This is a genomic window from Streptomyces sp. NBC_00576, from assembly GCF_036345175.1.
GTDB lineage: Bacteria > Actinomycetota > Actinomycetes > Streptomycetales > Streptomycetaceae > Streptomyces.
Map to the genome: position 1 here is coordinate 1,218,829 of NZ_CP107780.1, position 24,874 is coordinate 1,243,702.

Annotated in this window: 22 protein-coding genes and 1 pseudogene; 11 read left to right on the plus strand and 12 right to left on the minus strand. The window is 70.6% G+C overall.

Going from position 1 to position 24,874, the window contains the following annotated elements; genetic code table 11:
- Positions 1-29 precede the first annotated feature (29 nt).
- Positions 30-1,769, minus strand: coding sequence for an FAD-dependent oxidoreductase (locus OG734_RS05220; RefSeq protein ID WP_330286274.1), 1,740 nt, complete (start codon positions 1,767-1,769; stop codon positions 30-32).
- Between the two features lie 166 nt (positions 1,770-1,935).
- On the opposite strand from OG734_RS05220, the gene OG734_RS05225 reads away from it, so the two are divergent.
- A complete protein-coding gene (locus tag OG734_RS05225; RefSeq protein ID WP_330286275.1) occupies positions 1,936-3,681 on the plus strand; it encodes a helix-turn-helix domain-containing protein in 1,746 nt (581 codons plus the stop codon).
- Positions 3,682-3,688: 7 nt separating this feature from the next.
- Here OG734_RS05225 and OG734_RS05230 read toward each other — a convergent pair whose 3' ends face one another.
- Positions 3,689-4,699: a LacI family DNA-binding transcriptional regulator gene (locus OG734_RS05230; protein WP_330286276.1), complete on the minus strand. Its 1,011-nt coding sequence runs from the start codon at positions 4,697-4,699 to the stop codon at positions 3,689-3,691.
- A 132-nt stretch (positions 4,700-4,831) separates the two neighbouring features.
- Between OG734_RS05230 and OG734_RS05235 the strand changes: the two genes are divergently transcribed.
- Entirely contained in the window at positions 4,832-5,989 is a 1,158-nt protein-coding gene (locus tag OG734_RS05235) for a Gfo/Idh/MocA family protein (protein WP_330286277.1), read from the plus strand.
- A gap of 109 nt (positions 5,990-6,098) precedes the next feature.
- Here OG734_RS05235 and OG734_RS05240 read toward each other — a convergent pair whose 3' ends face one another.
- Positions 6,099-7,121 carry a LacI family DNA-binding transcriptional regulator gene (locus tag OG734_RS05240; RefSeq protein ID WP_330286278.1) on the minus strand — a complete coding sequence of 341 codons (1,023 nt, stop codon included), beginning with the start codon at positions 7,119-7,121 and terminating at the stop codon, positions 6,099-6,101.
- A 162-nt stretch (positions 7,122-7,283) separates the two neighbouring features.
- Between OG734_RS05240 and OG734_RS05245 the strand changes: the two genes are divergently transcribed.
- From OG734_RS05245 to OG734_RS05255, 3 genes are all read left to right on the plus strand, one after another.
- Positions 7,284-8,462: a phytanoyl-CoA dioxygenase family protein gene (locus OG734_RS05245; RefSeq protein WP_330293571.1), complete on the plus strand. Its 1,179-nt coding sequence runs from the start codon at positions 7,284-7,286 to the stop codon at positions 8,460-8,462.
- A 13-nt stretch (positions 8,463-8,475) separates the two neighbouring features.
- Complete coding sequence (locus OG734_RS05250) at positions 8,476-9,252, plus strand: SDR family oxidoreductase (RefSeq protein WP_330286279.1); 777 nt, start codon at positions 8,476-8,478, stop codon at positions 9,250-9,252.
- A gap of 80 nt (positions 9,253-9,332) precedes the next feature.
- Positions 9,333-10,337 carry a Gfo/Idh/MocA family protein gene (locus OG734_RS05255; RefSeq protein WP_330286280.1) on the plus strand — a complete coding sequence of 335 codons (1,005 nt, stop codon included), beginning with the start codon at positions 9,333-9,335 and terminating at the stop codon, positions 10,335-10,337.
- A gap of 160 nt (positions 10,338-10,497) precedes the next feature.
- Here the strand turns inward: OG734_RS05255 and OG734_RS05260 are convergent, their stop codons facing one another.
- On the minus strand, positions 10,498-10,626 hold the full coding sequence (locus tag OG734_RS05260) for a hypothetical protein (RefSeq protein WP_330294037.1): 129 nt from the start codon (positions 10,624-10,626) through the stop codon (positions 10,498-10,500).
- Positions 10,627-10,654: 28 nt separating this feature from the next.
- Between OG734_RS05260 and OG734_RS05265 the strand changes: the two are divergent.
- Positions 10,655-11,639: pseudogene (locus OG734_RS05265) on the plus strand (IS30 family transposase); the annotation flags it as partial.
- 28 nt (positions 11,640-11,667) lie between these two features.
- On the opposite strand, the gene OG734_RS05270 reads toward OG734_RS05265, so the two are convergent.
- The 5 genes from OG734_RS05270 to OG734_RS05290 form a co-directional block, all read right to left on the minus strand.
- Positions 11,668-12,696 (minus strand): Gfo/Idh/MocA family protein, encoded by a 1,029-nt coding sequence (locus OG734_RS05270; protein ID WP_330286281.1) that lies wholly within the window; start codon positions 12,694-12,696, stop codon positions 11,668-11,670.
- 138 nt (positions 12,697-12,834) lie between these two features.
- Positions 12,835-13,737: a sugar phosphate isomerase/epimerase family protein gene (locus OG734_RS05275; protein ID WP_330286282.1), complete on the minus strand. Its 903-nt coding sequence runs from the start codon at positions 13,735-13,737 to the stop codon at positions 12,835-12,837.
- The gene (locus tag OG734_RS05280; RefSeq protein WP_330286283.1) at positions 13,734-14,663 is read right to left on the minus strand and encodes an ATP-binding cassette domain-containing protein; all 930 of its coding nucleotides are present in this window, start codon (positions 14,661-14,663) and stop codon (positions 13,734-13,736) included. The genes OG734_RS05275 and OG734_RS05280 overlap by 4 nt, the downstream gene beginning before the upstream one ends.
- 4 nt (positions 14,664-14,667) lie before the next feature.
- Complete coding sequence (locus OG734_RS05285) at positions 14,668-15,741, minus strand: ABC transporter permease (protein WP_330286284.1); 1,074 nt, start codon at positions 15,739-15,741, stop codon at positions 14,668-14,670.
- Positions 15,742-15,746: 5 nt separating this feature from the next.
- Entirely contained in the window at positions 15,747-16,760 is a 1,014-nt protein-coding gene (locus tag OG734_RS05290; RefSeq protein ID WP_330286285.1) for a substrate-binding domain-containing protein, read from the minus strand.
- A gap of 284 nt (positions 16,761-17,044) precedes the next feature.
- Between OG734_RS05290 and iolC the strand changes: the two genes are divergently transcribed.
- From iolC to OG734_RS05315, 5 genes are all read left to right on the plus strand, one after another.
- Positions 17,045-18,025 (plus strand): 5-dehydro-2-deoxygluconokinase, encoded by a 981-nt coding sequence (gene iolC / locus OG734_RS05295; RefSeq protein WP_330286286.1) that lies wholly within the window; start codon positions 17,045-17,047, stop codon positions 18,023-18,025.
- A 70-nt stretch (positions 18,026-18,095) separates the two neighbouring features.
- The gene (locus OG734_RS05300; RefSeq protein WP_330286287.1) at positions 18,096-18,983 is read left to right on the plus strand and encodes a Cgl0159 family (beta/alpha)8-fold protein; all 888 of its coding nucleotides are present in this window, start codon (positions 18,096-18,098) and stop codon (positions 18,981-18,983) included.
- Between the two features lie 96 nt (positions 18,984-19,079).
- Positions 19,080-19,976, plus strand: a complete 897-nt coding sequence (gene iolB, locus OG734_RS05305; RefSeq protein ID WP_330286288.1) for a 5-deoxy-glucuronate isomerase — start codon at positions 19,080-19,082, stop codon at positions 19,974-19,976.
- Positions 19,976-21,856: a 3D-(3,5/4)-trihydroxycyclohexane-1,2-dione acylhydrolase (decyclizing) gene (gene iolD, locus OG734_RS05310; protein WP_330286289.1), complete on the plus strand. Its 1,881-nt coding sequence runs from the start codon at positions 19,976-19,978 to the stop codon at positions 21,854-21,856. The genes iolB and iolD overlap by 1 nt, the downstream gene beginning before the upstream one ends.
- Positions 21,857-21,936: 80 nt before the next feature.
- Positions 21,937-22,722 (plus strand): GntR family transcriptional regulator, encoded by a 786-nt coding sequence (locus OG734_RS05315; RefSeq protein ID WP_330286290.1) that lies wholly within the window; start codon positions 21,937-21,939, stop codon positions 22,720-22,722.
- A 28-nt stretch (positions 22,723-22,750) separates the two neighbouring features.
- Here OG734_RS05315 and OG734_RS05320 read toward each other — a convergent pair whose 3' ends face one another.
- The 3 genes from OG734_RS05320 to OG734_RS05330 form a co-directional block, all read right to left on the minus strand.
- Positions 22,751-22,987 (minus strand): hypothetical protein, encoded by a 237-nt coding sequence (locus tag OG734_RS05320; RefSeq protein WP_164313452.1) that lies wholly within the window; start codon positions 22,985-22,987, stop codon positions 22,751-22,753.
- On the minus strand, positions 22,984-24,558 hold the full coding sequence (locus OG734_RS05325) for an amidohydrolase (protein ID WP_330286291.1): 1,575 nt from the start codon (positions 24,556-24,558) through the stop codon (positions 22,984-22,986). Before OG734_RS05325 ends, OG734_RS05320 begins: the two co-directional genes overlap by 4 nt.
- Before the next feature lie 63 nt (positions 24,559-24,621).
- Complete coding sequence (locus tag OG734_RS05330) at positions 24,622-24,849, minus strand: MbtH family protein (RefSeq protein WP_330286292.1); 228 nt, start codon at positions 24,847-24,849, stop codon at positions 24,622-24,624.
- Positions 24,850-24,874: the final 25 nt, after the last annotated feature.

Below are 24,874 nucleotides of genomic sequence, written 5' to 3' on the forward strand. Positions count from 1 at the left end.
CCGTGCGCTCCTCGTCCCGTACCGTCCCGTCAGGCATGTCCGAGGATCTGTCGCAGCGCGTCCGTCAGCAACTGTTCGGCGTTCTCGGCCGCTTCGGCGTGTCGGAAGGCGACGAACCCGTCCGGGCGTACGAGGAGCACTCCCGCGTCGGACACCTCGCTGAGGCCGGCCCAGTCGCCGTACGGGTCCTCGTACTCCTGGCCGGGGCCGACGACGACGGTGGCGATGTCGAGGGGCTGTGCCTTCGCCGCGCGGATCCAGCCGTCGCCGCCGATGCCGGTGAGGAGGGTGAAGCGGCCCCGGCCCACGGTGTCGAGAGTGGACAGGGTGCGGGTGCCCGAGGTGAGCCAGGCGTGCGGGAGTCTGGCGCCGGGGCGGGTGGAGGGCTGGTGGTGCAGCTCGGGGTCGCGGGCGAAGCCGGGGTCGGGGGTGCCGTCGGGGACGATCGCGGCGGACTCGTAGCGCTGGTTGAGGTCGACTCCGTGGGCGTTGAACTCGTACACCTTGGCGGCGATCGCCTCGCGCAGCCGGGCGCGCTGGTCGGCGGCGGCCTCGGTGGCGTCCTTGCGGGCGGCGATGTTGGCCCACAGCTCCTCGGGGGTCTGCGGGGAGAGCCCGTCGAGCGCCTCGAAGATCGGGGCGGTCTCGCCGATGGACTTGTTGGCGCGGGTGACGATCTGTCTGCCGACGGGGGCGCGTTCGGCGGTGTAGCTGTCGAGCAGGCCTGGGGCGGCGACGCCGTCGAGGACCAGCTTCAGTTTCCAGGCCAGGTTGTAGGCGTCCTGGATGGAGGTGTTCGAGCCGAGCCCGTTGGACGGCGGGTGCCGGTGGACGGCGTCGCCGGCGCAGAAGACACGCCCGTTCGCATAGGTCTCGGCATACATCTCGTTGACCGTCCAGGCGGAGGACGACCTGATGGTCACGGGGATGTCGTCGTCGCCGACCAGCCTGCGGACGACTCCCTCGGCGTACTCGGTGGTGAGGTCGGGGGCGCCGGCGGTCACGTCGTAGCCCCAGACGATCATCCACTCGTTCCAGGGGCGGACGTTGCGCACGAGGCCCGCGCCGATACCGCCGACGGTGGCGCCGGGGGCGAGGACCCAGTAGAGGGTCGAGGGGCGGTGGGCCGTGTACTTGGTGAGGTCGGCGTCGAAGACGATGTTGATGCTGCCCGCGACGCCCATCTGGCCGCCCATGGGCAGTCCGGCGTCCTCGGCGACCTTGGAACGGCCGCCGTCGGCGCCGATCAGATAGCGGGCGCGGATCTCGTACGTGTCGCCGCGCAGCCGGTCACGGACGGTGGCCGTGACGCCGGACGCGTCCTGAGTGTGCGTCAGATACTCGGTCTGGAAGCGGAGTTGGGTGCCGCGTGCGACGGCCGCGTCGACGAGGACCGGTTCCATCAGATGCTGCGGCAGGTCGCACATACGCGTGGGGCTGGCCAGTTCGTGCGCGGCCTGGACGAGCGGGTCGTTGCCCCAGGAGCGGACCCGGCCCAGTTCCTCGCCGGCCAGACTGGTGCAGAAGGTGGTGTTGCCCATCAGGTGCTGGGGCGTGGCCCTGGCGACCACGTCCTGCTCCACGCCGAGGTCGCGCAGGACCTCCATCGTGCGCTGGTTGGTGATGTGCGCGCGGGGCGTGTCGGCGAGGCTCGCGTACCGGGTGACGACGATGTTGGGTACGCCGTAGGTGCTCAGCGCGAGCGCGGCCGACGCCCCGGCCGGGCCGCTGCCCACGATCAGCACGTCGGTGTCGACAACGGTATGCACGGCGAGCACTCCAAACGCTGGGCGGGCCGCGCGCGGGAACAACGGGCGGCCATCCGTGATCGTGGAGCGGCCCGGTCGTTCGTGGGTGTCTCAATACGAGACACCCACCACCTCCCGGTACCTCTTCCACGGTCGCCGGACTCGGCCCGATACCGTGAGTGGTGCCATGACCACAGCCGAAGAATCTCCCGCCCACCTCATGCTCAGCCAGGCACGACAGCGCTTCCTGACCGGGCATCCGCTGCCCGCCGACGTCCCCGCCGAGACGGTCGCCGCCTGGCGCCGTGCCCGCTTCCTCGGCGTACGGCACGACGTGCGCCGGGCCGACTCCGTGGACGCGCGGACCGCCGGGTCGGCACTGCTGGCGGCGGCCCGGCCGGTCCTCGAACGACTCGCCCCGGCGCTCGGCAGCCGGTCTGCGCTGTTGCTCACCGACGACCGGCTGCGGGTGCTGTGGACAGCGGGCGACGCGCCCGGGGACGGGTTCCGCCGCGATCTGGCCGAGCGGGAGGTCGGGCACAACAGCGCGGCGCTCGCCCTGCGCACCCGGCGGCGCGCCGAGGTGCACGGCCCCGAGCACTTCCTCGACGTGTGGCAGGACGTGTCGGCGGTCAGCGTTCCGGTGTTCGCCCCGGGGTCCGGCCGCCCCCTCGGCACGATCACGGTCGCCGCCGGACTGTGCACCGGCGAGGGTCCGCATCCCGGCGCAGCCCTCGCGGAGGCGGCAGCGGCGGCGGTCGAGGCGGAGTTGCAGGCCCGCTCCCGCTCGGCCGAGCGGACACTCCTCGACGCGTACACACGTGCGGCGCACGGTCCGGGCGGTGGGCCGGGAGACGGGCAGGAGCGTGCGGTGGTGGCCCTGGACGGGCGCAACCGGCTGGTCAGCGAGGCGGCGGTGCGGCTGGTGTCGCCGCAGGTGCTGGAGTCGCTGGAGCGGGGCGCGCGGGCACTGTTGCGGTCGGCGGTGCCTGTCGAGTCGTACGACATCGCGCTGCCCGAAGGGGCGGGCTGTACCGCCGAGTTCCGTCCGGTGCAAGAACAGGTCGGCGGTCGGGTGCTCGGGATCGTCGCCCTGCTGGAGCCGGTCACGGAGGGGGCGCCGGTACGGGTGGTGCCGCGCCCGGTGGCGGGGCGGCCGACCGGGAGTTCGGTGCCGTGGCTCCACGCGGTGGGCCGGGCAACGGAGTTGGCCCGCGGCACCGAACCGCTCCTGCTGACCGGGGAGCGCGGGTCCGGCAAGACCACGCTGGCCCGCGAACTACTGAACGGCACCGAGCCACTGGTCCTGGACGCCGCCGAGTCACCCGAACTCTGCCTGCGAGGCAGCGAGTTGATGGGCCACCGTCCGCTCCTCCTCCGGCACGCCGAGCGGCTCGCCCAGTCCGATGTCGCCGCGCTGAACGGTCTCCTCGACGAGCGTCCGGACGTGCGTCTGCTGGCCACGTACACACCCGGCACTCCCCCGGGCCCCTGTCTCCAGCGGCTCCTGGACAAGCTGGCCGCCCGCTCGGTCGCCCTGCCCGCGTTGCGTGAACGCCCGGAGGACATCCGCGAGTTGCTCCCGGCGCTGACTCCGAGGCCGGCCAGCGGTACGCCGCCGCTCACCTGGACGCTGGACGCGCTGCGGGCGCTGGAGCGCTATCAGTGGCCCGGCAACCTCACCGAACTCGCCCGGCTGGTGCGGACGTTGGCGGAGAATCGACGGGCGGCGGGGCCGGTCGGGCGGGCCGAACTCCCGGACTCGGTACGGGAAGGGCCGGCCGCGCGCCCACTCAGCCCGATGGAGCACGCCGAGCGCACCGCGATCCTGGAGGCGCTGCGCCGCAACGGTGGCAACAAGGCCCGTACAGCGGCGGACCTGGGCATCGCCCGCGCGACGCTCTACCGGAAGCTGCGCGAGTACCGGGCCTGAGACGGCTTCAGCAACCTTCGGCCGGTGGGGCCGTCGTCCCCCGGATCTCCAGTGTGGGTGCGGCGAGATGGACGCTGCCCGGGGCTCGGGGCGGGTCGAATCGGTCGAGGAGACAACGGGCGGCGCGGCGGCCGACCTCGTGGCTGGCGGGGTTCACGGTGGTCAGCCAGACGTGGCGCAGCCGGGAGATGTTCGTGTTGTCGTAGCCGATGACGGACAGGTCTCGCGGGACGCTCAGCCCAAGTTCCTCGGCGGCGGAGAGGGCGCCGACGGACGTCATGTCGTTGACGGCGAAGAGGGCGGTGGGCCGGTCGGCGGGGCCGCCGAGCAGCCGGACGGTGCTGCGGTAGCCGCCTTCCTCGGTCAGGTCGCCGGCCTCGACGAGCGCGCTGTCCGCCAGGCCGTGCGCACGCATGGTCGCCTCGAAGCTGCGTCGGCGCAGTTCCCCGACGGCGCCGTAACCGGCGATGTGGGCGATACGGCGGTGACCGAGCCCGATGAGGTACTCGGTGGCGATCCGGGCGCCGTGCTCGTCGTCGTTGGCGACCACGTCGACGCCGGGCAGCACGGGCTCACGGGCGCCGGCGACGACGACCGGGATGCGCTCGGCGAGGGCGCCGAGGACCGCCGGGTCGGGCAGGGTGCCCACCACGACCAGGCCGTCGACGCCGAGGTCGCGGAAGGGGCCGGTGAGGTCCTGGCCGCTGCGCCGGTTGAGGCGGGCGTCGGCGAGCAGCATGTGGAGGCCGTTGTCGTGGAGGAGGGAGCCCAGGCCGTCGAGCAGGTCGACGAACCAGGGGTTGCGCAGGTCGTTGAGGAGGACGCCGACAGTCCGGGTGCGCTGTTCGCTGAGGCTGCGCGCGGCGGCGTTCGGCCGGTAGCCGAGCTCCCGCACGGCGAGCAGGACGGCCTCCCGTTTCGCGGGGCGTACCTGTTCGGAGCCGCGCAGCACCAGCGAGACCAGGGATTTCGACACACCGGCTCGTTCGGCGACGTCTCGGATGGTCGGTGGCCTCATGTGTTGGACCGTTCCACAGCCCCCTAGGCCCTGTCAAAGGCTTCCGTCACAGGCAGAAAGGGTTGACAGCACCGGCCGAGCGCCCCGAGGGTGAGTGGGAAATGTTCTGGACCGGTCCAAAGAGGGGCTGTCATGGCAAGTACGCTCGGTGTCGCCGTCGTGGGGTTCGGCTGGATGGGACGGGTGCACACGCAGGCATACGTCCGCCTGGCACACCACTTCCCCCAGCTGGGGCTGCGGCCCGAACTGGTCATGGTCGCCGAGGAGGTGCCGGGCCGGGCCGAGGAGGCCGCCGCGCAGTTCGGGTTCGCCTCGACGACCCGTGACTGGCGTGACATCGCCGCCGACCCGCGCGTGCAGGCCGTGAGCATCACCGCGCCGAACTTCCTGCACCGGGAGATCGGCGTCGCGATGGCCGAGGCGGGCAAGCACATCTGGATCGAGAAGCCGGTCGGCCTCACCGCGGCCGACGCGAGCGCGGTCGCCGACGCGGTCGCCAAGGCCGGCGTCCAGGGCACGGTCGGCTTCAACTACCGCAACGCGCCCGCCGTGGAGCGGGCCCGCCAGCTGATCGCCTCCGGCGAGATCGGCACGGTCACGCATGTCCGCGTCCGCCTGTTCAGCGACTACGCGGCCCACCCGGACGGCGCTCTGACCTGGCGGTACGAGCGGGAGCGCGGCGGCAGCGGAGTGCTGGGCGACCTCGCCTCACACGGCGCGGACCTGGCCCGTTTCCTCCTCGGCGACATCGCCTCGCTCACCGCCGACACGGCCGTCTTCGTGCCCGAGCGGTCCCGCCCGACGGGCGCCACGGCCGGGCACACCCGTGCGTCGGGCGGTGAGCTGGGCCCGGTGGAGAACGAGGACTACGTCTCCTGCCTGCTGCGTTTCGCCTCCGGCGCCCGGGGTGTGCTGGAGGCGTGCCGGGTGTCGGTCGGCGAGCAGAACAACTACGGCTTCGAGGTGCACGGCACGAAGGGCGCGGTGTTCTGGGACTTCCGCCGGATGAACGAGCTGGGCGTGAGCACCGGTACGTCGTACCAGGATCAGCCGGTCAGTACGGTGTTCGTCGGGCCGGGTGACGGGGAGTTCGGGGCGTTCCAGCCGGGGGCGGCGAACGCGATGGGGTACGACGACCTGAAGGTCATCGAGGCTCACCGTTTTGTGCGGTCGGTGGCCGAAGGAACGCCGTACGGGGCCACGTTGACGGATGCGGTGCGGAGCGCTGCCGCGCTGGATGCGATGAGTCGGTCTGTGGAGTCGGGGGCGTGGGTGAAGGTGGGGGCGTAGCGGTCTTTTCGTCGGCTGCGGGCCGGTGGGGGCTGGTCGCGCAGTTCCCCGCGCCCCTTTCGGGGGCGCGAGTCCGCCCCCGAGTTCCCCCGGACCCCCTGGATGGCGGTCAGCGTGGCGGCATGTTGTATGGCGTCACCACCTGGATCGCGGACGGCAGGGTCGGGCCGGCGGGAGGCAGGGCGCCGTGGGTGCGCATGATCGTGCGGCAGGCCTCTTGCATGTCCTGGCGGAGGTCGTGGTGGAGGACGCAGGACAGGCGGTGTTCGCGCAGCAGGCGGGTGTTGTCGTGGTCCAGGTCGTGGGCGACGAACACGGCGCACTCGCGACCCAGATCCTCGAAGGCCCGTAGCGTCGCGATGTTGCCGCCGCCGATCGAGTAGACCGCCCGGATGTCGGGGTCGCGCTTCAGGGCGTCCCGGACCAGGTCGTACTGGGTGGCGTCCAGGCCCTGCCCCTCGGTGATCTCGACGAGGGCTCGCTCGGGATGCCTGGCCCTCATCGCGCCCCGGAAACCCATCTCGCGCTCCTCCTCGTTGCGGAAGAAGCCGCTGCTGAGGCTGGTGAGAACGTTGCCGGGGCGCTCGCCGAGCCACTGGCCCATGAGGTAGGCGGCGGTGGCGCCGGCGGCCCGGTTGTCGATGCCGACATAGGCGAGGCGGGCGCTGGTGGGCAGGTCGGTCACCAGGGTGACGACCGGGATGCCCGCGGCCACCAGCCGGCCGACGGCCGCCGAGATCTCGGGCACGTCCGGAGCCTTGACGATGACGCCCTGTGAGCCGCGGCGGGCGATGCGGTCGAGGGTCGCCGCCAGTTCGGCGACCGGGCCGGTCTCGCGGAAGTGGAAGCGGGAGCGAACGACGGCGGGGTGCAGGACCGGCAGCTCGGCCTCCAGGGCGGCCCGGACGGCGGTGGTGAACCGCTCGGGCGCCTGCATCACGATGTCGATCATGAACGTACGGCCGACCAGCCGGACCTGGGTGCGCTGCCGGTCCAGGTCCGCGATGGCCTGCCGTACCTCCCGCTGGGTGCTCTCGCGCACGCCGCCCCGGCCGTTCAGGACGCGGTCGACGGTGGCCTCGCTGAGGCCCGCCTGACGCGCGATCTCCCGGATCGGATAGGGGTGGCCCATGGAGAGGTTCCTCGGCTTCTGCTTGAGGGGTTTTTGATGGCTGTCTGCTGGTTGTTTGACGAGTTTGTCATGACAACAATGACAGCAACAATGACGGCCTTGAGGCGCCGTCGCCGTTGATGATGTTGATGTTCGATGTTGATGATCGAGAGAAGGACGACGATGTCCCTCACCGCCGCACAACGCCGCGCGTGGCTGTCCGAACAGGACTGCGATCTCGACGCCTTCCGCGCCGAGGCCGAGCGGACGACCGACGCCGCCGACTACCCGTACGCGACCGCCGTCCGCGAGAACGTCCTCGTCTACGACAGTGAGCGGCTGCGCACCGCCGTCACCACGCCCGAGGGACGCCGGGAGGTCCTGGCGGAACTCGTCCGGGCGCTCACCGACGGACCCGGCGTCGTGGTCCTCCAACGGGCCTTCGCCGATCTGCCGGTCGTGGACCGGGCAACCGCCGCCTTCGAGGCGCTCATCGCCGACCAGCGCGCTGCCGGGACGGTCGCGGGCGACCACTTCGCCAAGCCGGGGGCCAACGACCGGGTGTGGAACGCCCTGGAGAAGACGGCGCTGCGCGCGCCCGAGGCGTTCGCCGACTACTACGCCAACGACATGGTCGCCCTCGTCTCGACCGCCTGGCTCGGCCCCGGCTACCAGGTCACCTCCCAGATCAACGTGGTCAACCCCGGTGGCGCTGCGCAGAGCCCGCATCGCGACTTCCACCTCGGCTTCCTGTCCAACGAGACTGCAGCCGCCTACCCGGCGCACGTCCACCGGCTGTCCCCCGTGCTGACGCTGCAGGGCGCGGTCGCCCACTGCGACATGCCGGTCGAGTCAGGACCGACGCTGTACCTGCCGTACTCGCACTCGTACGAGCCCGGCTACCTGGCGTGGCGTCTCCCGGAGTTCAAGACGTACTTCGACGCCCACCATGTGCAACTCCCGCTGGCCAAGGGCGACGCGGCGTTCTTCAACCCGGCGCTCTTCCACGCGGCCGGCACCAACCGCTCCGCGGACATCCGCCGGATGGCGAACCTCCTCCAGGTGTCCTCCGCGTTCGGGCGGGCCATGGAGAGCGTGGACCGGGAGGCGATGGTGAACGCGGTCTACCCGGTACTGCTCGCCCGCAAGGCCGAGGGGGCGAGCGACGCATGGCTGGAGGCGGTCGTCGCGGCCTCGGCCGAGGGCTACCCCTTTCCCACAAACCTCGACCGGGATCCGCCGGTCGACGGGCTGGCCCCGCCCTCGCAGGCGGACCTCGTGCGGCGTGCGCTGCGCGAGGAGTGGACCCCCGAGGCGCTCCGCGAGGCACTGCGGACCGGCGCCGAACGACGTGAAAGCTGAGGAACGGAACAGCATGGGACTTCTTCAGGACAAGGTCCTCCTCGTCAACGGCGGCAGCCAGGGCGTCGGCGCGGCCATCGCCCGGGCCGCCGTCCGCGAGGGCGCCGTCGTCGCGGTGACCGGGCGGCGCCCGGAACCGGGCGAGGCACTGGTCGCGGAGCTGACGGCGGCGGGCGGCAAGGCCATGTACGTACGCGCAGACCTCTCGGACGCCGAGCAGGCGAAGGCGTCCGTCGCCGAGGTGATCGCCGCCCACGGCCGGATCGACTGCCTGGTCAACTCGGCGGGCCTGACCTCGCGCGGCACCCTGCTCGACACCACGCCCGAGCTGTTCGACGCGCACATCGCGATCAACCTCAAGGGCCCGTTCTTCGCCATGCAGGCGGCGGTGGCGGACATGGTGGCACGCAAGGCGCCCGGCACGGTCGTCAACATCATCACGTCCTCGGCGCACGGCGGCCAGCCCTTCCTGGCCCCGTACGTCGCCGCGAAGGCCGGTCTCATCGGTCTGACCCGCAACGCGGCGCACGCACACCGCTGGGACCGGGTCCGGATCAACGGCCTGAACATCGGCTGGACCGCGACCGAGGGCGAGGACGCCACCCAGCGAGCCTTCCACGGAGCGGGCGACGACTGGCTCGACCAGGCCGCGGAACGCCTGCCGATGGGCAAGCTCGGCCAGCCGGACGAGATCGCCGACTTCGTGGTCCTCCTGCTGTCCGACCGGTCGGGCGTGGTCACCGGTTCGGTGATCGACTGGGACCAGAACGTCCTGGGCGGCCTGGACTGACCCGCTCACTTCCCCCGCTTCCTCCCTGCTTCCCTCTCCTCGCAAGACACCCGCACCACACCCAAGGAGCACCACAGCCCATGCGTATCGGAATCCTCGGCCTCGGCCGCATCGGCGCCTTCCACGCCGAGACCCTCTCCGGTCTCGACGCCGTCGACTCCCTCGTCGTCAGCGACCCGTTCACGGACGCCGCCAAGACCGCCGCGGAGCGCTTCGGCGCCCAGGTCGCGGACTCCCCCGAGGCCCTCCTGGCCGCCGGTGTCGACGGCATCGTGATCGCCGCCGCGACGGACGCCCACCCGGCCCTGATCCTCGCCGCCGTCGAGGCGGGGGTGCCGGTGTTCTGTGAGAAGCCGGTGGCCCGCACGATGGCCGAGGGTGTCGCGGTGCTCAACGCGGTCAAGGACAGCGGCGTCGAGATCCAGATCGGCTACAACCGGCGTTTCGACGCGGGCTTCGTCGCCGCGCGGGCCGCTGTGCAGAGCGGTGAGCTGGGCCCGCTGCACACCGTCCGGTCGACCACCCTGGACCCGGCGCCGCCGCCGGCCGCGTACATCGCCGCCTCCGGTGGCATCTTCCGGGACTGCTCGGTGCACGACTTCGACATCATCCGCTGGGTGACGGGCCGTGAGGTCACCGAGGTGTACGCGGTGGGCGCCAACAAGGGTGCCGACTTCATCAAGGCCGCGGGTGACGCCGACACCACCGGCGCGATCCTCACCCTGGACGACGGCACGATCGCCGTTGTCTCCAACTCCCGCCACAACGCCCGTGGTTACGACGTCCGCATGGAGATCCACGGCTTCCAGGACAGCATCGCCGTCGGCCTGGAGGACAAGCTCCCGCTGCGTTCCGTGGAGCCGGGCGTCACCTTCCCGGCGGGCGTCCCGCACGACTTCTTCATGGACCGCTTCATCCCCGCCTACCGCGCCGAACTGACGGCGTTCACGGAGGTCGTCGCGGGTACCCGTACGTCCCCGTGCACGGTCGCCGAGGCGCTGGAGGCGGGGTGGATCGCGGACGCGTGCACGCTGTCCCTCCAGGAGCACCGCCCGGTGCGCATCGCGGACGTACGCACGGTCTGAGCACGTCCAGTCGAACGTGAACGGCCCGCGCTGTCAGTGTGCTTGGGTTCTAGTGGTTGTCGCAACACCCCAGTTCAGGGGATGCGATGGACTTCAAGGTCCGGGACCGGTCCGTTGTCCAGGGGCGCCGTCCCTTGTCCGAGGAACGGCGCCTCTACCTTCAGCTCATGCAGCAGGGGTACAGCAACACCGAGGCATGCCGGATCGTCGGCATCAACGAGAAGACCGGGCGGCGCTGGCGTAACGGCCGGGCGCCGTCCGGCAGGAACGTCGGGGCGTCACCGGTCACCGTGGTGGCGCCTCCTCCCGGTCCCTCGCGGTATCTGCGCGAGAGCGACCGCATTTACATCGCCGACCGGCTGCGGGAGAAGGCCACGGTCCGTGCGATAGCCGTCGAGCTGGGCCGCAGCCCGTCCACGGTCAGCCGGGAGATCCGCCGCAACCGCCACCCGGTCAGCGGCCACTACCGGCCGCACGCCGCGCAGGCCCGTGCCGATGCCCGCCGACCCCGACCCAAACCCGGGAAGATCGGCCAGAACCCCCAGCTGCGGGACTTCATCCAGGACCACCTGGCCATACGGTGGAGCCCTGAGCAGATCTGCCAGGCTCTGAGGGCCCAGTTCCCGCAGCGGCCGGAGATGCACGTGGTCCACGAAACGGTCTACCAGGCCCTCTACGTCCAGGGCCGGGGTGAGCTGCGCCGCGAACTGGCCCGCGCCCTGCGCACCGGCCGCGCCCACCGCAAACCCCGCCGCCAGGCCCAGCGGCGCCAACCCCGATACGCCACCCCCATGGTCATGATCAGCGAACGCCCCGCCGAAGCGGAGGACCGGGGCCGTGCCCGGTCACTGGGAGGGCGACCTGATCATCGGCAAGGACGGGAAGTCGGCCATCGGCACCCTGGTCGAGCGCGCCACCCGCTACGTCATGCTGCTGCACCTGCCGGCAGACCATGGCGCCGAAAGCGTCCGGGACGCACTGGTCACAACCGTCCAGACTCTGCCCACCCACCTCCGACGGTCCCTGACCTGGGACCAGGGATCAGAGATGGCCGCCCACGGCTCCTTCACCGTCACCACGGACGTCCCGGTCTACTTCTGCGACCCGGCCAGCCCCTGGCAGCGCGGATCGAACGAGAACACCAACGGTCTGCTCCGGCAATACTTCCCCAAAAGCACCGACCTGGCGGCCCACACCCGCGAACACCTCGACGCCGTCGCCACCGAGCTGAACGGCCGCCCACGCAAAACGCTCGGCTGGGAAACCCCAGCCGAGCGCCTGCATAAACTACTCACGGCCTGATCAACACGACCACGTGTTGCAACGACCCCTAGAAACCGCCGTGGTACAGCGCGGGCCGTTCGACGAGTTCCACCTCGACGCGCCCGCCCTCGGTCCGCGCGCGTACGCCGGCCTCGCAGACCGCGGCCACCGCGTAACCGTCCCAGACACTGGGCCCGGTGACCTCGCCGCGCCGGGTGGCGTCGACCCAGGCCTGGACCTCGCGGTCGTAGGCGTCCTCGAACCGCTCGATGAAGTCCTGGGCGATGGTCCCGCCCCAGCGGCCGGCCGAGTTGACGACCATGCCATGACCGTCGCCGATCCGCGCGGTCCCGCGCTCGCAGACCACCTCGGCCTGCACCTGGTACCCGAAGCCGCAGTTGACGTTGATCTCGACGTCGACGATCGCGCCGCCGTCGGTCTCCATCACGACGAACTGCGGGTCCTGAAGGCCTTCAGGCGCGTTCTGGGACGGCCTCGGACACAGCACGGTGACCGCGGTGATCTCCTGTCCGAGAAGCCACCGGGTCACGTCCATCTCGTGCACCACGGAGTCGTTGATGTGCATCGCGCTGGTCCACCAGGGCGGGGAGGCCAGATTGCGATGCCGGTTGTGCAGCATGAGCGGACGGCCCAACTGCCCCGTGTCGAGCAGCGACTTGAGCTTCAGGTACTCGGCGTCGTACCGCCGCATGAACCCGACCTGGACCCGGCGACGCCCCAGCCCCTGCTCGGCCTCCAGTACCCGCAGCGCGGAAGCCGCGTCCGGCGTGAGCGGCTTCTCGCACAACACCGGCAGGTCATAGGAGAAGGCCGCGAGCAGGGCCGCCTCGTGAGCGGCCCCGGGCGAGGCGATGAGCACGGCGTCGACATCGGTGGATGCCATGGCGACGACCGGGTCCGTGTACGTCTTGCAGCCGTCGATCCCGGCAGCGACCTGCTCGGCCCGCGCGGGATCGACGTCCACGACGGCAACTACCCGGGCTCCACTGGTGACTTCCTCAATACGACGAACGTGATCGGCACCCATCTTGCCGGTACCGATCACGAGAACGCCGAGCGGGTCATGGTTTCTCATGGAGAAGGGTGCCCCCTTCGGCTGGGAGTGGGCCGTCCCACGTAGGGGCGCGGGGCTGTATCTGATCTGCGGCTCCGCCGCGGGGCGCGACCAGCCACAACCCACCCGCAGCCGCCGATCAACCTCAGGTCCCCAAACCTATGCGCCGCAGGACCGAAGGAACTGCCGAGTCCGCACAGCAATCGGCAACGGCTTGTCCGGTTCACAGGGATACATGTCCTGCTCGACAATCGCGAACAGATCCACGCCGAGCTTCTGCGCCGCAGTCAGCACAGGCCCCAACTCCGGCACCCCAGAAGGAGGTTCACACATAACCCCCCGCTGCACAGCAGGCCCGAAGGGCACCTCATTAGCGACAACATCAGCCAGGATCGCCGGATCCACCTGCTTGAGGTGCAGATACCCGATCCGCTCACCGTACGTCTCGATCAGCTTGACGCTGTCCCCACCGCAGTAGGCGTAGTGCCCAGTGTCAAGGCACAGGTTGACCACGTCGGAGTCCGTGGCGTCGAGGAACCGCTCCACGTGCGTCTCGGTGTCGATGTGGGTGTCCGCGTGCGGATGGACGACGATGTCGAGCCCGTACGTCTCCTTGACCTCGCGCCCGAGCCGCTCCATGCCCCGGGCGAGGTGACCCCACTGCTCGGCGGTCAGCTCCGGCGGTTCCAGGATCTCGGCGGTCTTGTCGTCCCGCCAGAACGAGGGGATGACGACCAGGTGCTTCGCGTCCATCGCCTGCGTGAGCGCGGCGACCTGGCTGACGTGCTCCCAGGTCGACTCCCACTCTGACGGACCCCGGTGCAGGCCGGTGAAGACCGTACCGGCCGACACCTTGAGGTCACGCTTGACGATCTCGTCCGTCAGACGGGCCGGGTCGGTCGGCAGATAGCCGTACGGGCCCAGTTCGATCCAGCGGTAGCCGGCCTCGGAGACCTCGTCCAGGAAGCGTTCCCACGGCACCTGTACCGGGTCGTCGGGGAACCAGACGCCCCAGGAGTCCGGCGCCGAGCCGACCCGGATGCGGTCGAGCGGCGTCGTCATGCCGTCTTCCCTTCCGGGGTGGTGGTGACGGGTGTCTGGAGGTCTTCGGCTTCGGGGAGCTTTTCGACGTCGACGCCGCGTACTTGGGCCAGTTCGTGTTTGAGGGCTGCGAGTTCGGCGCCGCCGGCCATGTGGTTGGTGAGTTCTTCGAGGGTGACGTCGCTGCGGGCCGCACTCAACTCCATGGTGCCCAGGCGCAGGACGCTGAAGTGGTCGCCGACCATGTAGGCGTGGTGGGGGTTGTGGGTGATGAAGATGACGCCCAGGCCCTTGTCGCGGGCGGCGGCGATGTATTTGAGGACGACGCCGGACTGTTTGACGCCGAGGGCGGCGGTGGGCTCGTCGAGGATGAGGACGCGGGCGCCGAAGTAGACGGCGCGGGCGATGGCCACGGACTGGCGCTGGCCGCCGGAGAGGGTGCCGATGGCCTGGTCGAGGTCGTCCAGGACGATGCCCATGGCGCGCAGTTCGGTGTCCGCGGTCTGCTTCATCTTCTCGATGTCGAGACGGCGCACGGGCCAGGGGCCCTTGGTCATCTCGGAGCCGAGGAAGAAGTTGCGCCACACCGGCATCAGCGGGACGGTGGCCAGGTCCTGGTAGACGGTGGCGATCCCGGCGTCCAGCGCCTGGCGGGGCGTGCTGAAGTGGACCGGCTCGCCGTCGATGAGGAGTTCGCCCTCGGTGTGCTGGTGCAGTCCGGAGATGATTTTGATCAGCGTGGACTTGCCGGCGCCGTTGTCGCCCAGGACGCAGGTGACCTGGCCGGAGCGCACGGTGAGGTTCACGCCGTGCAGGGCCCGGACGTTGCCGTAGGCCTTGCCGGTGGCGCGCAGCTCGACGATCGGCGCGGCGTCCTGGGGCGAACTGTCCTGGGTGAGGGTGCCGTTGGGGGAAGACTCGGCGGGGGAGGTTTCGTTGGTTGTCATCAGTTCACCTCCGGGTCGCCTGGCGGCGGACCCACAGATTGACGAGGGCGGCGACCAGGAGCATCACGCCGAGGAACGCCTTGAACCAGTCCGGGTTCCAGTTGGCGTAGACGATGCCCTGGGAGACCATGCCGAAGATGAAGGCACCGATGACCGAACCGATGGCGGAGCCGTAGCCGCCGGTCAGCAGGCAGCCGCCGATGACCGCGGCGATGATGTAGAGGAACTCGCTGCCGACGCCCTCGCCGGACTGCACGGTGTTGAACGAGAACAGCAGGTGCATGCCCACGAACCAGGCACACGCGCCCACCCCCATGAACAGGGCGATCTTCGTGAAGTTGACCGGGACACCGACCGCGCGGGCGGAGTCCTTGCTGCCGCCGACGGCGAAGATCCAGTTGCCGAACTTGGTGCGCAGCAGGATCCAGGTCGCGATCGCGGCGAACACCAGCCAGTACACGATGGTGATCTTGAAGTTGACGCCGCCGATGCTGAACTCGGACGCGAAGACCTTCTTGGCCTGGTCGAAGCCGTCCATGTCGGCGATCGAGTCGGACGCCACGTTCCCGGTGAAGATCTTCGTGACGGCGAGGTTGGCGCCCTGCAGGATCAGGAACGAGGCCAGGGTGACCAGGAAGCTCGGCAGCCCGGTCTTGATCAGCAGCCAGCCGTTGAACGCGCCCACCGCCAGCGACACGATCAGGGCGACGAAGATGCCGGTCCACACGTTCATGGACAGCTGGAAGCTGAGGATCGCGGCGGTCAGCGCGGAGGTGGTGACCGCGACGCCGGCGGACAGGTCGAACTCCCCGCCGATCATCAGCAGGGCCACCGGCAGCGCCATGATGCCCATCACGGACGCCTGGTAGAGCACGGTGGCCAGCGCGCTGGTCTCCCGGAAGGAAGGCGCCGCCGCGAAGAAGAACAGGTACACGCCGATCGCGGCGATGAGAGCGCCGACCTCGGGGCGGGCGAGCAGCCTGCGCCCCAGGGACCGCTGGTTGGTGCGGCCGTCCTTGTGAGTGACCGGCGGAGCCGGCGGCGAGGAACTCGCCGCCGGTGCCGTTGTCTGACTCATCGACATCACCGAGTGCCCTTCGCGGCGAACGCGGCGATCTTCTCGACGTTGGACTTGTCGACGAACGCCGGGCCGGTCAGCACGGGCTGCTCACCGCCACCGCTGTAGTTGCCGTTGTTCTTGAACAGCCACATCGAGTCAACGGCCAAGTAGCCCTGCAGGTAAGGCTGCTGGTCCACCGCGAACTGGATGTCGCCCTTCGTGATGGCGTCGGTCATCTCCTTGTTGAGGTCGAAGGTCGCGACCTTGGCCTTGCTGTTGGCGTCGCCCACCGACTGCACCGCGGTCAGCGCGTAGCTGGCGCCGAGCGCGACCACGTAGTCAATGGCCTTGTCCTGGTTGAGCTTCGCGGTGATCGTCGACTTCACGGACGGCATGTCGGTGCCGTTGACGTTGAGGACCTCCAGCGTGCCGGTGAACGTCTTCTTCACACCGTCACAGCGCTGGGTGAGGCCGACGTTGCCCTGCTCCTGGACCACACAGACGGCCTTCTTGGAGCCGAGCTCGTTCAGCCTCTTGCCGAACGCCTCGCCCGCGACGGACTCGTCCTGGCCGAAGAACTGCTGGAGACCCAGCTTCTTCCAGTCGCTCAGGCCCGAGTTGAGGCCGACGACGGGGATGCCGGCCGCCGTGGCCTTGGCGACGACGTCCTTCATGGCGTCCGGCTTGGCCAGCGTGATGGCGATGCCGTCGACTTTCTGGTCGATCGCGTTCTGGACGAGGGTGGCCTGCTGGCCCGCGTTCGGGTCGGCCGAGTAGACGAGCTTGATGTTGTCCTTGTCGGCGGCGGCCTGGGCACCCTTGCGGACGATGTCCCAGAAGGTGTCACCGGGCGCCTGGTGGGTGACCAGGGCAACGGTCATCTGAGGAGTGGTGGCCTTGCCCGCCGAGGCGTCAGCCCCTTCATCCTCGGACTTCTTGCCGCCGGAACTGCTGGAGCAACCCGCCAGGACCAGGGCCGTCACCGCGGCAGCGGCAACAACGGGGGCGATTCTGCGGGAGCGAGAAGAGCGAGCCATCTTTCCTGCACCTCACTGTGCGACCGGGGAGAGGGTGGGGATCTTAGCGATCCCGGGCCCGGGTCCCGGAGGTCCGGGCCGTGTGCCGCAAACACGGCAGTGGTGTTGGGACCGAATCCAATTGCTTGGAAGTGTCCGCTGTCAATACTTTGTTAAGACATTATTTCACTAGCAGGTCAGAATGTAAGAACAAACTCTTGACAGCGTCGCCCTCCGAGTCCTACACCTGGGGGGACGACAGGCCCCTCGGGACCCGCATCCTCCGCAGCTCGAAGGAGCATCGCATGACCGAGTCAGCCCCGCCCTTCGACCTGGTCACCATGGGCCGCATCGGAGTTGATCTCTATCCGCTGCAGTCCGGTGTACCGCTGACCCTAGTGCAGACGTTCGGAAAATTTCTCGGTGGGTCGGCTGCCAACGTCGCGGTCGCGGCGGCCCGTCTGGGCCGCTCCTCGGCCGTCGTCACCCGCACCGGCGCGGACCCCTTCGGCGACTATCTGCACCAGGCGCTACGGGAGTTCGGGGTCGACGACCGCTGGGTGACGCCGGTGGCCGGGCTGGCGACGCCGGTCACGTTCTGCGAGCTCTTCCCGCCGGACGACTTCCCGCTGCACTTCTACCGCCGACCGACCGCCCCTGACCTGCAGATACGCACCGATGAGCTGGATTTCTTCGGCATCCGGGCCGCCCGCGTCTTCTGGATCACCGGCACCGGTCTGAGCGAGGAACCGAGCCGCTCCGCCACGCTCGCCGCCCTCAAGGCCCGCGACCGGGCGGGCATCACGGTCTTCGACCTGGACTGGCGCCCGGCGCTTTGGAGCAACGCGGCCTGGAGCGACCCGGAGGAAGCCCGCCCGTACTACGCCGAGGCCCTTCGCCACGCGACCGTGGCGGTGGGCAACCTCGACGAGTGCGAGATCGCCACCGGCGTACGCGAACCGCGCGCCTGTGCCGAGGCTCTGCTGGCGGCCGGGGCCGAGCTGGCCGTCGTCAAGCAGGGCCCCAAGGGCGTGCTGGCGCTGCACCGCGACGGCACCACCGCCGAGGTCCCGCCGGTGTCCGTCGAGGTGGTCAACGGCCTGGGCGCGGGTGACGCGTTCGGCGGCGCCCTGTGCCACGGGCTGCTGTCCGGCTGGGACCTGGAGCGGACCATGCGGTACGCCAACACCGCCGGCGCCCTCGTCGCCTCCCGCCTCGCCTGCTCGTCCGCGATGCCGACCCCGTCCGAGGTCGACGACCTCCTCGCGAGCGGGTCGCGCCGATGAGCGAGCATCCGACCGCGACGATCCCAGGGGCGCCCGAGCGGGCGCCCCACACCCCTGAACGGAGCTTCTCTTGACCATCAGCATCGCCGACCTCGCCACGGTCAGGGCCCGGCACCCGGAGGCCGTCGCGGAGGCCGCCGCCCGCCGGGTCCGGCGACCGCTGATCGGCGACAGCGGACGGCTCATGATCGTGGCCGCCGACCATCCGGCGCGCGGCGCCCTGGGCGTCGGCGACCGCCGGCTCGCCATGGCCAACCGAGCCGACCTGCTGGAACGCCTGTGCGCGGCGCTGTCGCGGCCCGGGGTGGACGGGGTGCTGGCCACCGCCGACATCCTGGACGACCTGCTGCTGCTCGGGGTGCTGGACGGCAAGGTCGTCATGGGGTCGATGAACCGCGGCGGGCTGGCCGGCGCGGTCTTCGAGATGGACGACCGCTTCACCGGGCACCGCGCGCAGGACATCGCCCGGCTGCGCTTCGACGCGGGCAAGCTGCTGCTGCGCATCAACTACGACGACCCTGGCTCGCTCACCACCCTGGAGTCCACCGCCCGCGCAGTGGACGAGATGGCGGCGCGCCAACTGCCGTTGTTCGTCGAGCCGTTCATCTCGCGCCGGGTCGACGGCCGGGTGCGCAGCGATCTGTCCGCCGAGGCGGTCACCCGCTCGATCGCCATAGCCTCGGGCCTCGGCGGCACCTCCGCCTACACCTGGCTGAAACTCCCCGTCACCGACGACCCGGACGACATGGCCGAGGTGCTGGAGACGTCGACACTGCCCGCCGTGCTGCTGGGCGGCGAGGTCGGCGGCTCCCCCGAGGAACAGGACGGCGCGTACGAGCGCTGGCGCAAGGCGCTGCGGCTGCCGACCGTGCAGGGGCTGGTCGTGGGCAGGTCGCTGCTCTACCCGTCTTCGGGCAGTGTGGAGACCGCCGTGGACACGGCGGTGGGGCTGCTGTGAACCGAATCAACTAGGCACTGCTGTGAACCGAAACGACAAGGGCACGGCCGTGAACAGGGTCAACACGGGACCCGCTGTGAACAGGAGTGACAGACCATGACCACCGCCTACCATCTCCCGGCAGGCAAGGCCCTCGGTGGCCCCTATGTCGTCGACGTCAACCCCGAGAAGGCCGGTTGGGGCTACTCCAGCCTCCGGGTGCTGGAGCTGCCCCCGGGCGGCTCCCACACGCTCTCCAGCGGCGACAGCGAGTGGATCGTGCTGTCCCTGAGCGGCGCCTGCACGGTCGACACGACGGACGACTTCGGCCACTCCACCTTCGACGTGCAGGGCCGCGACAGCGTGTTCAGTGGCGTCAGCGACTTCGTGTACGTGCCACGCGACGCCCGTACGACGATCACCTCCCCCGAGGGCGGGCGCTTCGCGCTCACCGGCGCGCGCTGTACCCGCCGCCTGCCCGCCCGCTACGGGCCCGCGTCCTCCGTACCGGTGGAGCTGCGCGGCACCGGGAACTCCTCCCGGCAGGTCAACAACTTCGGCGCGGCTGGCGTCTTCGAGTGCGACAAGCTGATCGCCGTCGAGGTGATCACACCAGGCGGCAACTGGTCGTCCTTCCCGCCGCACAAGCACGACGAGCACCGGCCCGGCGAGGAGTCGGTCCTGGAGGAGATCTACTACTTCGAGTTCGCGGACCACGAGGGCACACCCGGCCTCGGCTACCAGCGGGTGTCCCCGTCCGGCCAGGGCCGGAACACGGATGTGCTGGCCGAGGTGCGCGGCGGCGACGTCGTCCTCATCCCCGACGGCTGGCACGGGCCCTCCATGGCCGTGCCCGGCCACCACATGTACTACCTCAACGTCATGGCGGGCCCCGAGGCCGACCGCGCCTGGCTGATCTGCGACCACCCCGATCACGCCTGGGTCCGCGGCACCTGGCCCGAGCAGCCCGTCGACGCCCGTCTGCCCCTCTACACGGCCCCGGAGAAGTCCTGATGAGCACCACCCCTACCCGCCGTCTGACCGTCGCCCAGGCGCTGGTGCGGTTCCTGTCCGTCCAGTACACCGAGCGCGACGGCGTGCGTCAGAGGCTGATCGCCGGCACCTGGGGCATTTTCGGCCATGGCAATGTGGCGGGCCTCGGTCAGGCGCTTCTGGAGGCCGGTGAGGACGCGATGCCGTTCCACCAGGGCCGCAACGAGCAGGCGATGGTCCACGCTGCCGTCGGTTACGCCCGCCAGCTGAACCGGCTCTCCACCCAGGCCGTCACCACGTCCATCGGCCCCGGCGCCACCAACCTCGTCACCGGCGCCGCCCTCGCGACGATCAACCGTCTCCCGGTGCTGCTGCTCCCCGGCGACTACTTCGCGACGCGCACCGCGGACCCGCTGCTCCAGCAGCTGGAGCACCCGGTCGAGGCCGATCTTTCCGTCAACGACACCCTGCGCCCGGTCTCACGTTACTTCGACCGGGTGACGCGCCCCGAGGCACTGATCCCGTCCGCGCTGAACGCCGTACGCGTCCTCACGGACCCGGTGGAGACCGGTGCCGTCACCCTCTCCCTGCCGCAGGACGTGCAGGCGGAGGCGTACGACTGGCCGGAGGAGTTCTTCGCCGAGCGCGTCTGGCACGTCCGGCGTCCCGCGCCCGACCCGTACGAGCTGGCCGAGGCGGTCCAGGCGATCCGGTCCGCCGAGCGCCCGCTGATCGTCGCGGGCGGCGGGATCCACCACAGCCAGGCCGAGGAGGCGCTGAAGGCCCTGGTGGACGCCACCGGCATCCCCGTGGCCTCCACACAGGCCGGCAAGGGCTCCCTGCGCTACGACCACCCCGCCGACCTGGGCGGCATCGGCCACACCGGTACGGCGGTCAGCGACGACCTGGCCCGCACCGCCGACCTGATCATCGGCGTCGGGACGCGCTACACCGACTTCACGACCGCCTCGAACACGCTGTTCCAGAACCCCGGTGTGCGGTTCCTGAACCTCAACATCGCCGCCTTCGACGCCCACAAGCTGGCGGCGCGGACCCTCGTCTGCGACGCCCGTGCGGGCCTCACAGCGCTCACCGATGCGCTGGCGGAGACCGGGCACCGGGTCGGACAGGTGTACGAGGGCGAGTACCGGGCGGGCCGGGAGCGCTGGGACGCGGTCGTCGAGGCCGCCTTCCGGGGCGACGACTCGGCCGTGCCCACCCAGACGCAGGTGCTCGGCGCCCTGGACTCGGTCGTCGGCGACGACGACGTGATCATCAACGCGGCCGGTTCGCTCCCCGGTGACCTGCACAAGCTGTGGCGGGCCCGCAGCCCCCGCCAGTACCACCTGGAGTACGGCTACTCCTGCATGGGCTACGAGATCCCGGCGGGGATCGGCGTCCAGCAGGCCGCCCCGGACACCCCGGTCTGGTCGCTGGTCGGCGACGGCACCTATCTGATGATGCCGACCGAGATCGTCACCGCCGTCCAGGAAGGTCTGCCGGTCAACCTGCTCCTCATCCAGAACCACGGGTACGCCTCGATCGGCGGCCTCTCCGAGTCGGTCGGCGGCGAGCGTTTCGGCACCCCCTATCGCTACCGGGCCGCCGACGGCACCTTCACCGGCGACCCGCTGCCGGTCGACCTCGCGGCCAACGCGGCCAGCCTCGGCATGGACGTCCTGCGCGCCAAGACCGTGGGCGAGCTGCGTACGGCTCTGGCGACGGCCCGCGCCTCGGACCGGCCGACCTGTGTGTACGTCGAGACCGACCCGACGCCGACCGCTCCCCCGGCGGAGGCCTGGTGGGACGTACCGGTCGCCGAGACCGCCACTCGCGAGTCCGCCGTACAGGCCCGCGAGGAGTACGACCGCCAGGTGGCCGACCGCCGTCGGCACCTCTGACTCCCCTATGGAGGCCGTATCAACCTCGGTTCCCCCAGCCACTTCTGACGCATCGTCATTATCTGAAGGGAGGTGCCCCCGTGGCGACACCCGGTGATCGTGCCCGTGCGGTGTCCGGCTCCCCGCTCGGCACCCTGGACTTCACACTGGACCGCTCCAGCCCGGTCCCGCTCTACTACCAGTTGGCCCAGCAGCTGGAGGCGGCGATCGAGCACGGCGTCCTGGCGCCGGGCAATCTCCTGGGCAACGAGATCGACCTGTCGGTCCGTCTGGGCCTGTCCAGACCCACGGTCCGCCAGGCGATCCAGTCCCTGGTGGACAAGGGCCTGCTGGTACGCCGGCGAGGCGTCGGTACGCAGGTGGTGCACAGCCAGGTCAAGCGCCCGCTCGAACTGAGCAGCCTGTACGACGACCTGGAGACGGCCGGACAGGGGCCCACCACCCAGGTCCTGCGCAACGAGGGGCAGCCGGCGTCCGCCGAGGTCGCCGCCGCCCTCGGGGTGAAGGAGGGCAGCGAGGTCATCGTGCTGGAGCGGCTGCGCTGCACGCACGGCGAGCCGGTGGCGTTCCTCTGCAACTACCTGCCCTCGGGACTCCTCGAACTCGACGCCGCCCGGCTGGAGTCGACGGGCCTGTACCGGATGCTGCGCGCCGCGGGCATCACCCTGCACAGCGCCCGCCAGACCGTCGGCGCCCGCTCGGCCACGGCGGCGGAGGCCAAGCGCCTGCAGGAGCCGGAGGGCGCCGCCCTGCTCACCATGCAGCGCACGGCGTACGACGACACCGGACGGGCCGTGGAGTTCGGCACGCACATCTACCGGGCGTCGCGCTACGCCTTCGACTTCCAGTTGCTGATGCGCCCGTGAGCCGCCCCTGTTCCCGTCATCCGTACGGCTATCGGGAACAGGGCCGTCCCGGGTACTCCGCGCTCTCCGGTACGCCCGCCGCACGCATCCGGCGCAGCACCTCGCCCCGGATCGCCTCGTCGTCGATGTAGAGGGGGCAGTTGACGTCCCGGTCGAACACCAAAACGTCCCCGGCGGTGTCCCAGAGCACCCAGCGGGGTGCGTGGGGCGAGTCCTGCCACAGCTGGGTGTACTCGCCGATGACGTCCGTCGTCGGAGCGCTCACAGTGTTCCCTCCTCGTTCTCCTGGCCGTCGACGAGTGTCGCCACGACCTCGATGTCCCCGATGCGCGAACTGTCGACGCTTCGGGGGTCGTCTCCCAGCACGACCAGATCGGCCCGCTTGCCGGGCGTGACGCTGCCCGCGCTGTCCTCCCAGTGACAGGCGTAGGCCCCGTCGACGGTGTACGCGCGCAGCGCCTCGTCGACGGTGATGCCCTCGTCCGGCCCGATCAACTGCCCTGACAGCGAAGCCCGTTCGACCATGAACTGGACGGCCCGCAGCGGCGATCCGTCCGCCACCGGCCGATCGGAACTCCCCACCAGCCGGATGCCGTGCGCCAGGAACGCCCGCCCTCGGTACAGCCAGGGCGCCCGCTGCTCCCCCATGATCGACGCGTAGTCGTCACCGAAGTACCGCAGGAAGTTGGGCTGTACGACGGCCGTCGCACCGAGTCGTCCCAGCCGGGGCAGCTGATCGGGCCGGATCAGCCCGGCGTGCTCGATCCGGTGCCGGGCGTCCGGCCGGGGCCGCAGCCGCTGCGCCTCCTCCAGCGCGTCCAGCGCGACATCGGCGGCGCGGTCGCCGATGGCGTGCACGGCGAGCTGCCAGCCCGCGAGATGCCCGTCCACGATGGTCCGCTTGAGGAGTTCGGGGTCCTCCTGCAACTGCCCTGCGGTGTCGAGCCCTTGATAGGGGCTGCTGAGGGCAGCGGTACGGGCCATCATGCCGCCGTCGGTGTACACCTTCAGCGCGCCGACGGACAGCCAGTCGTCACCGAAGCCGGTACGCAGCCCGAGGTCGAGGGCGCGGGGGATGCCGTCAGCCTCGTGGGCGGTGACGGAGTGCAGCCGGTCGGCGGCCACCATCAGCTGGACCCGCAGTGGCAACAGGCCGAGTTCCCGGGCGAGTTGGTAGGCGCCCAGCTCGACCGAGCTGTTGCCGAGCAGGGCGCCGCCGATGCCCGCCTCGGCGCACGCGGTGACTCCCTCGGCCAGACAGGCGCGGGCGGCGCGTCCGATCGCCTGGGCCAACTCCTCCTGGGAGTGCGGCAGTCGAAGCGCGCGGGCCGCGCCCATCGCTCCTTCGGCGAGGAAGGCACCCTCGTGCGGGACCACGCCGGGCAGCAGTTCCAGCACCGGGCTGCTGACCGCGCAGCCGTGTCCGGAGTCGTGCATCAGGAGCACCTTGCGGCCGTCGGCGGCCTTGTCCAATTCGGGGAGGGTCAGATGCCGACCGAGCCCCCGCTGGTCGTACCCCGCGACGTCCACCCAGCCGCCCGGCGGCACCTGCGCCGCGGCCTCCGCCACGACCGCGAGCACGTCCTCGACCCGGACGCAGGGCGCCACCGTGGGCGTGGTCGCCTTGAACCCCGTCCAGGCCAGGTGCACATGGCTGTCGATGAACCCGGGCAGCACGGTCGCCCCCTGGAGGTCGACCACCCGCTGCGCGGGCAGCCCGGTCACCGCCTCGTCCAGGCCCACGATCCGGCCCCGCCAGATGCCCACGTCGTGGGCGACGGGGTGGTCGGGGTCCATGGTGAGGACGCGGGCATTGGTCAGTCGCGTGGTGAGCATGGCGGGAGCAGTTCCTCGTTCCGGGGCCGAAGCCGATCTGGTCGGATCTCGTCCGATCGTGGCTCAGGCGGTCCGTTCCATGCGTTCCGCCAGGCTCCTGGGCCGCATGTCCGTCCAGTTGGTCTCGATGTGGTCCAGGCACTCCTGCCGGGGCGCCGGGCCGTGGACGGCGGTCCAGCCGGCCGGTACGTCGACGAAGTCGGGCCACAGGCTGTGCTGGCCCTCGTCGTTGACGAGCACGCAGTAGACGCCGTCGGGGTTCTCGAAGGGGTTGGTGTTGCTGCCGCTCATGCGGGTCCTCCTGGGTTGGGGTGGA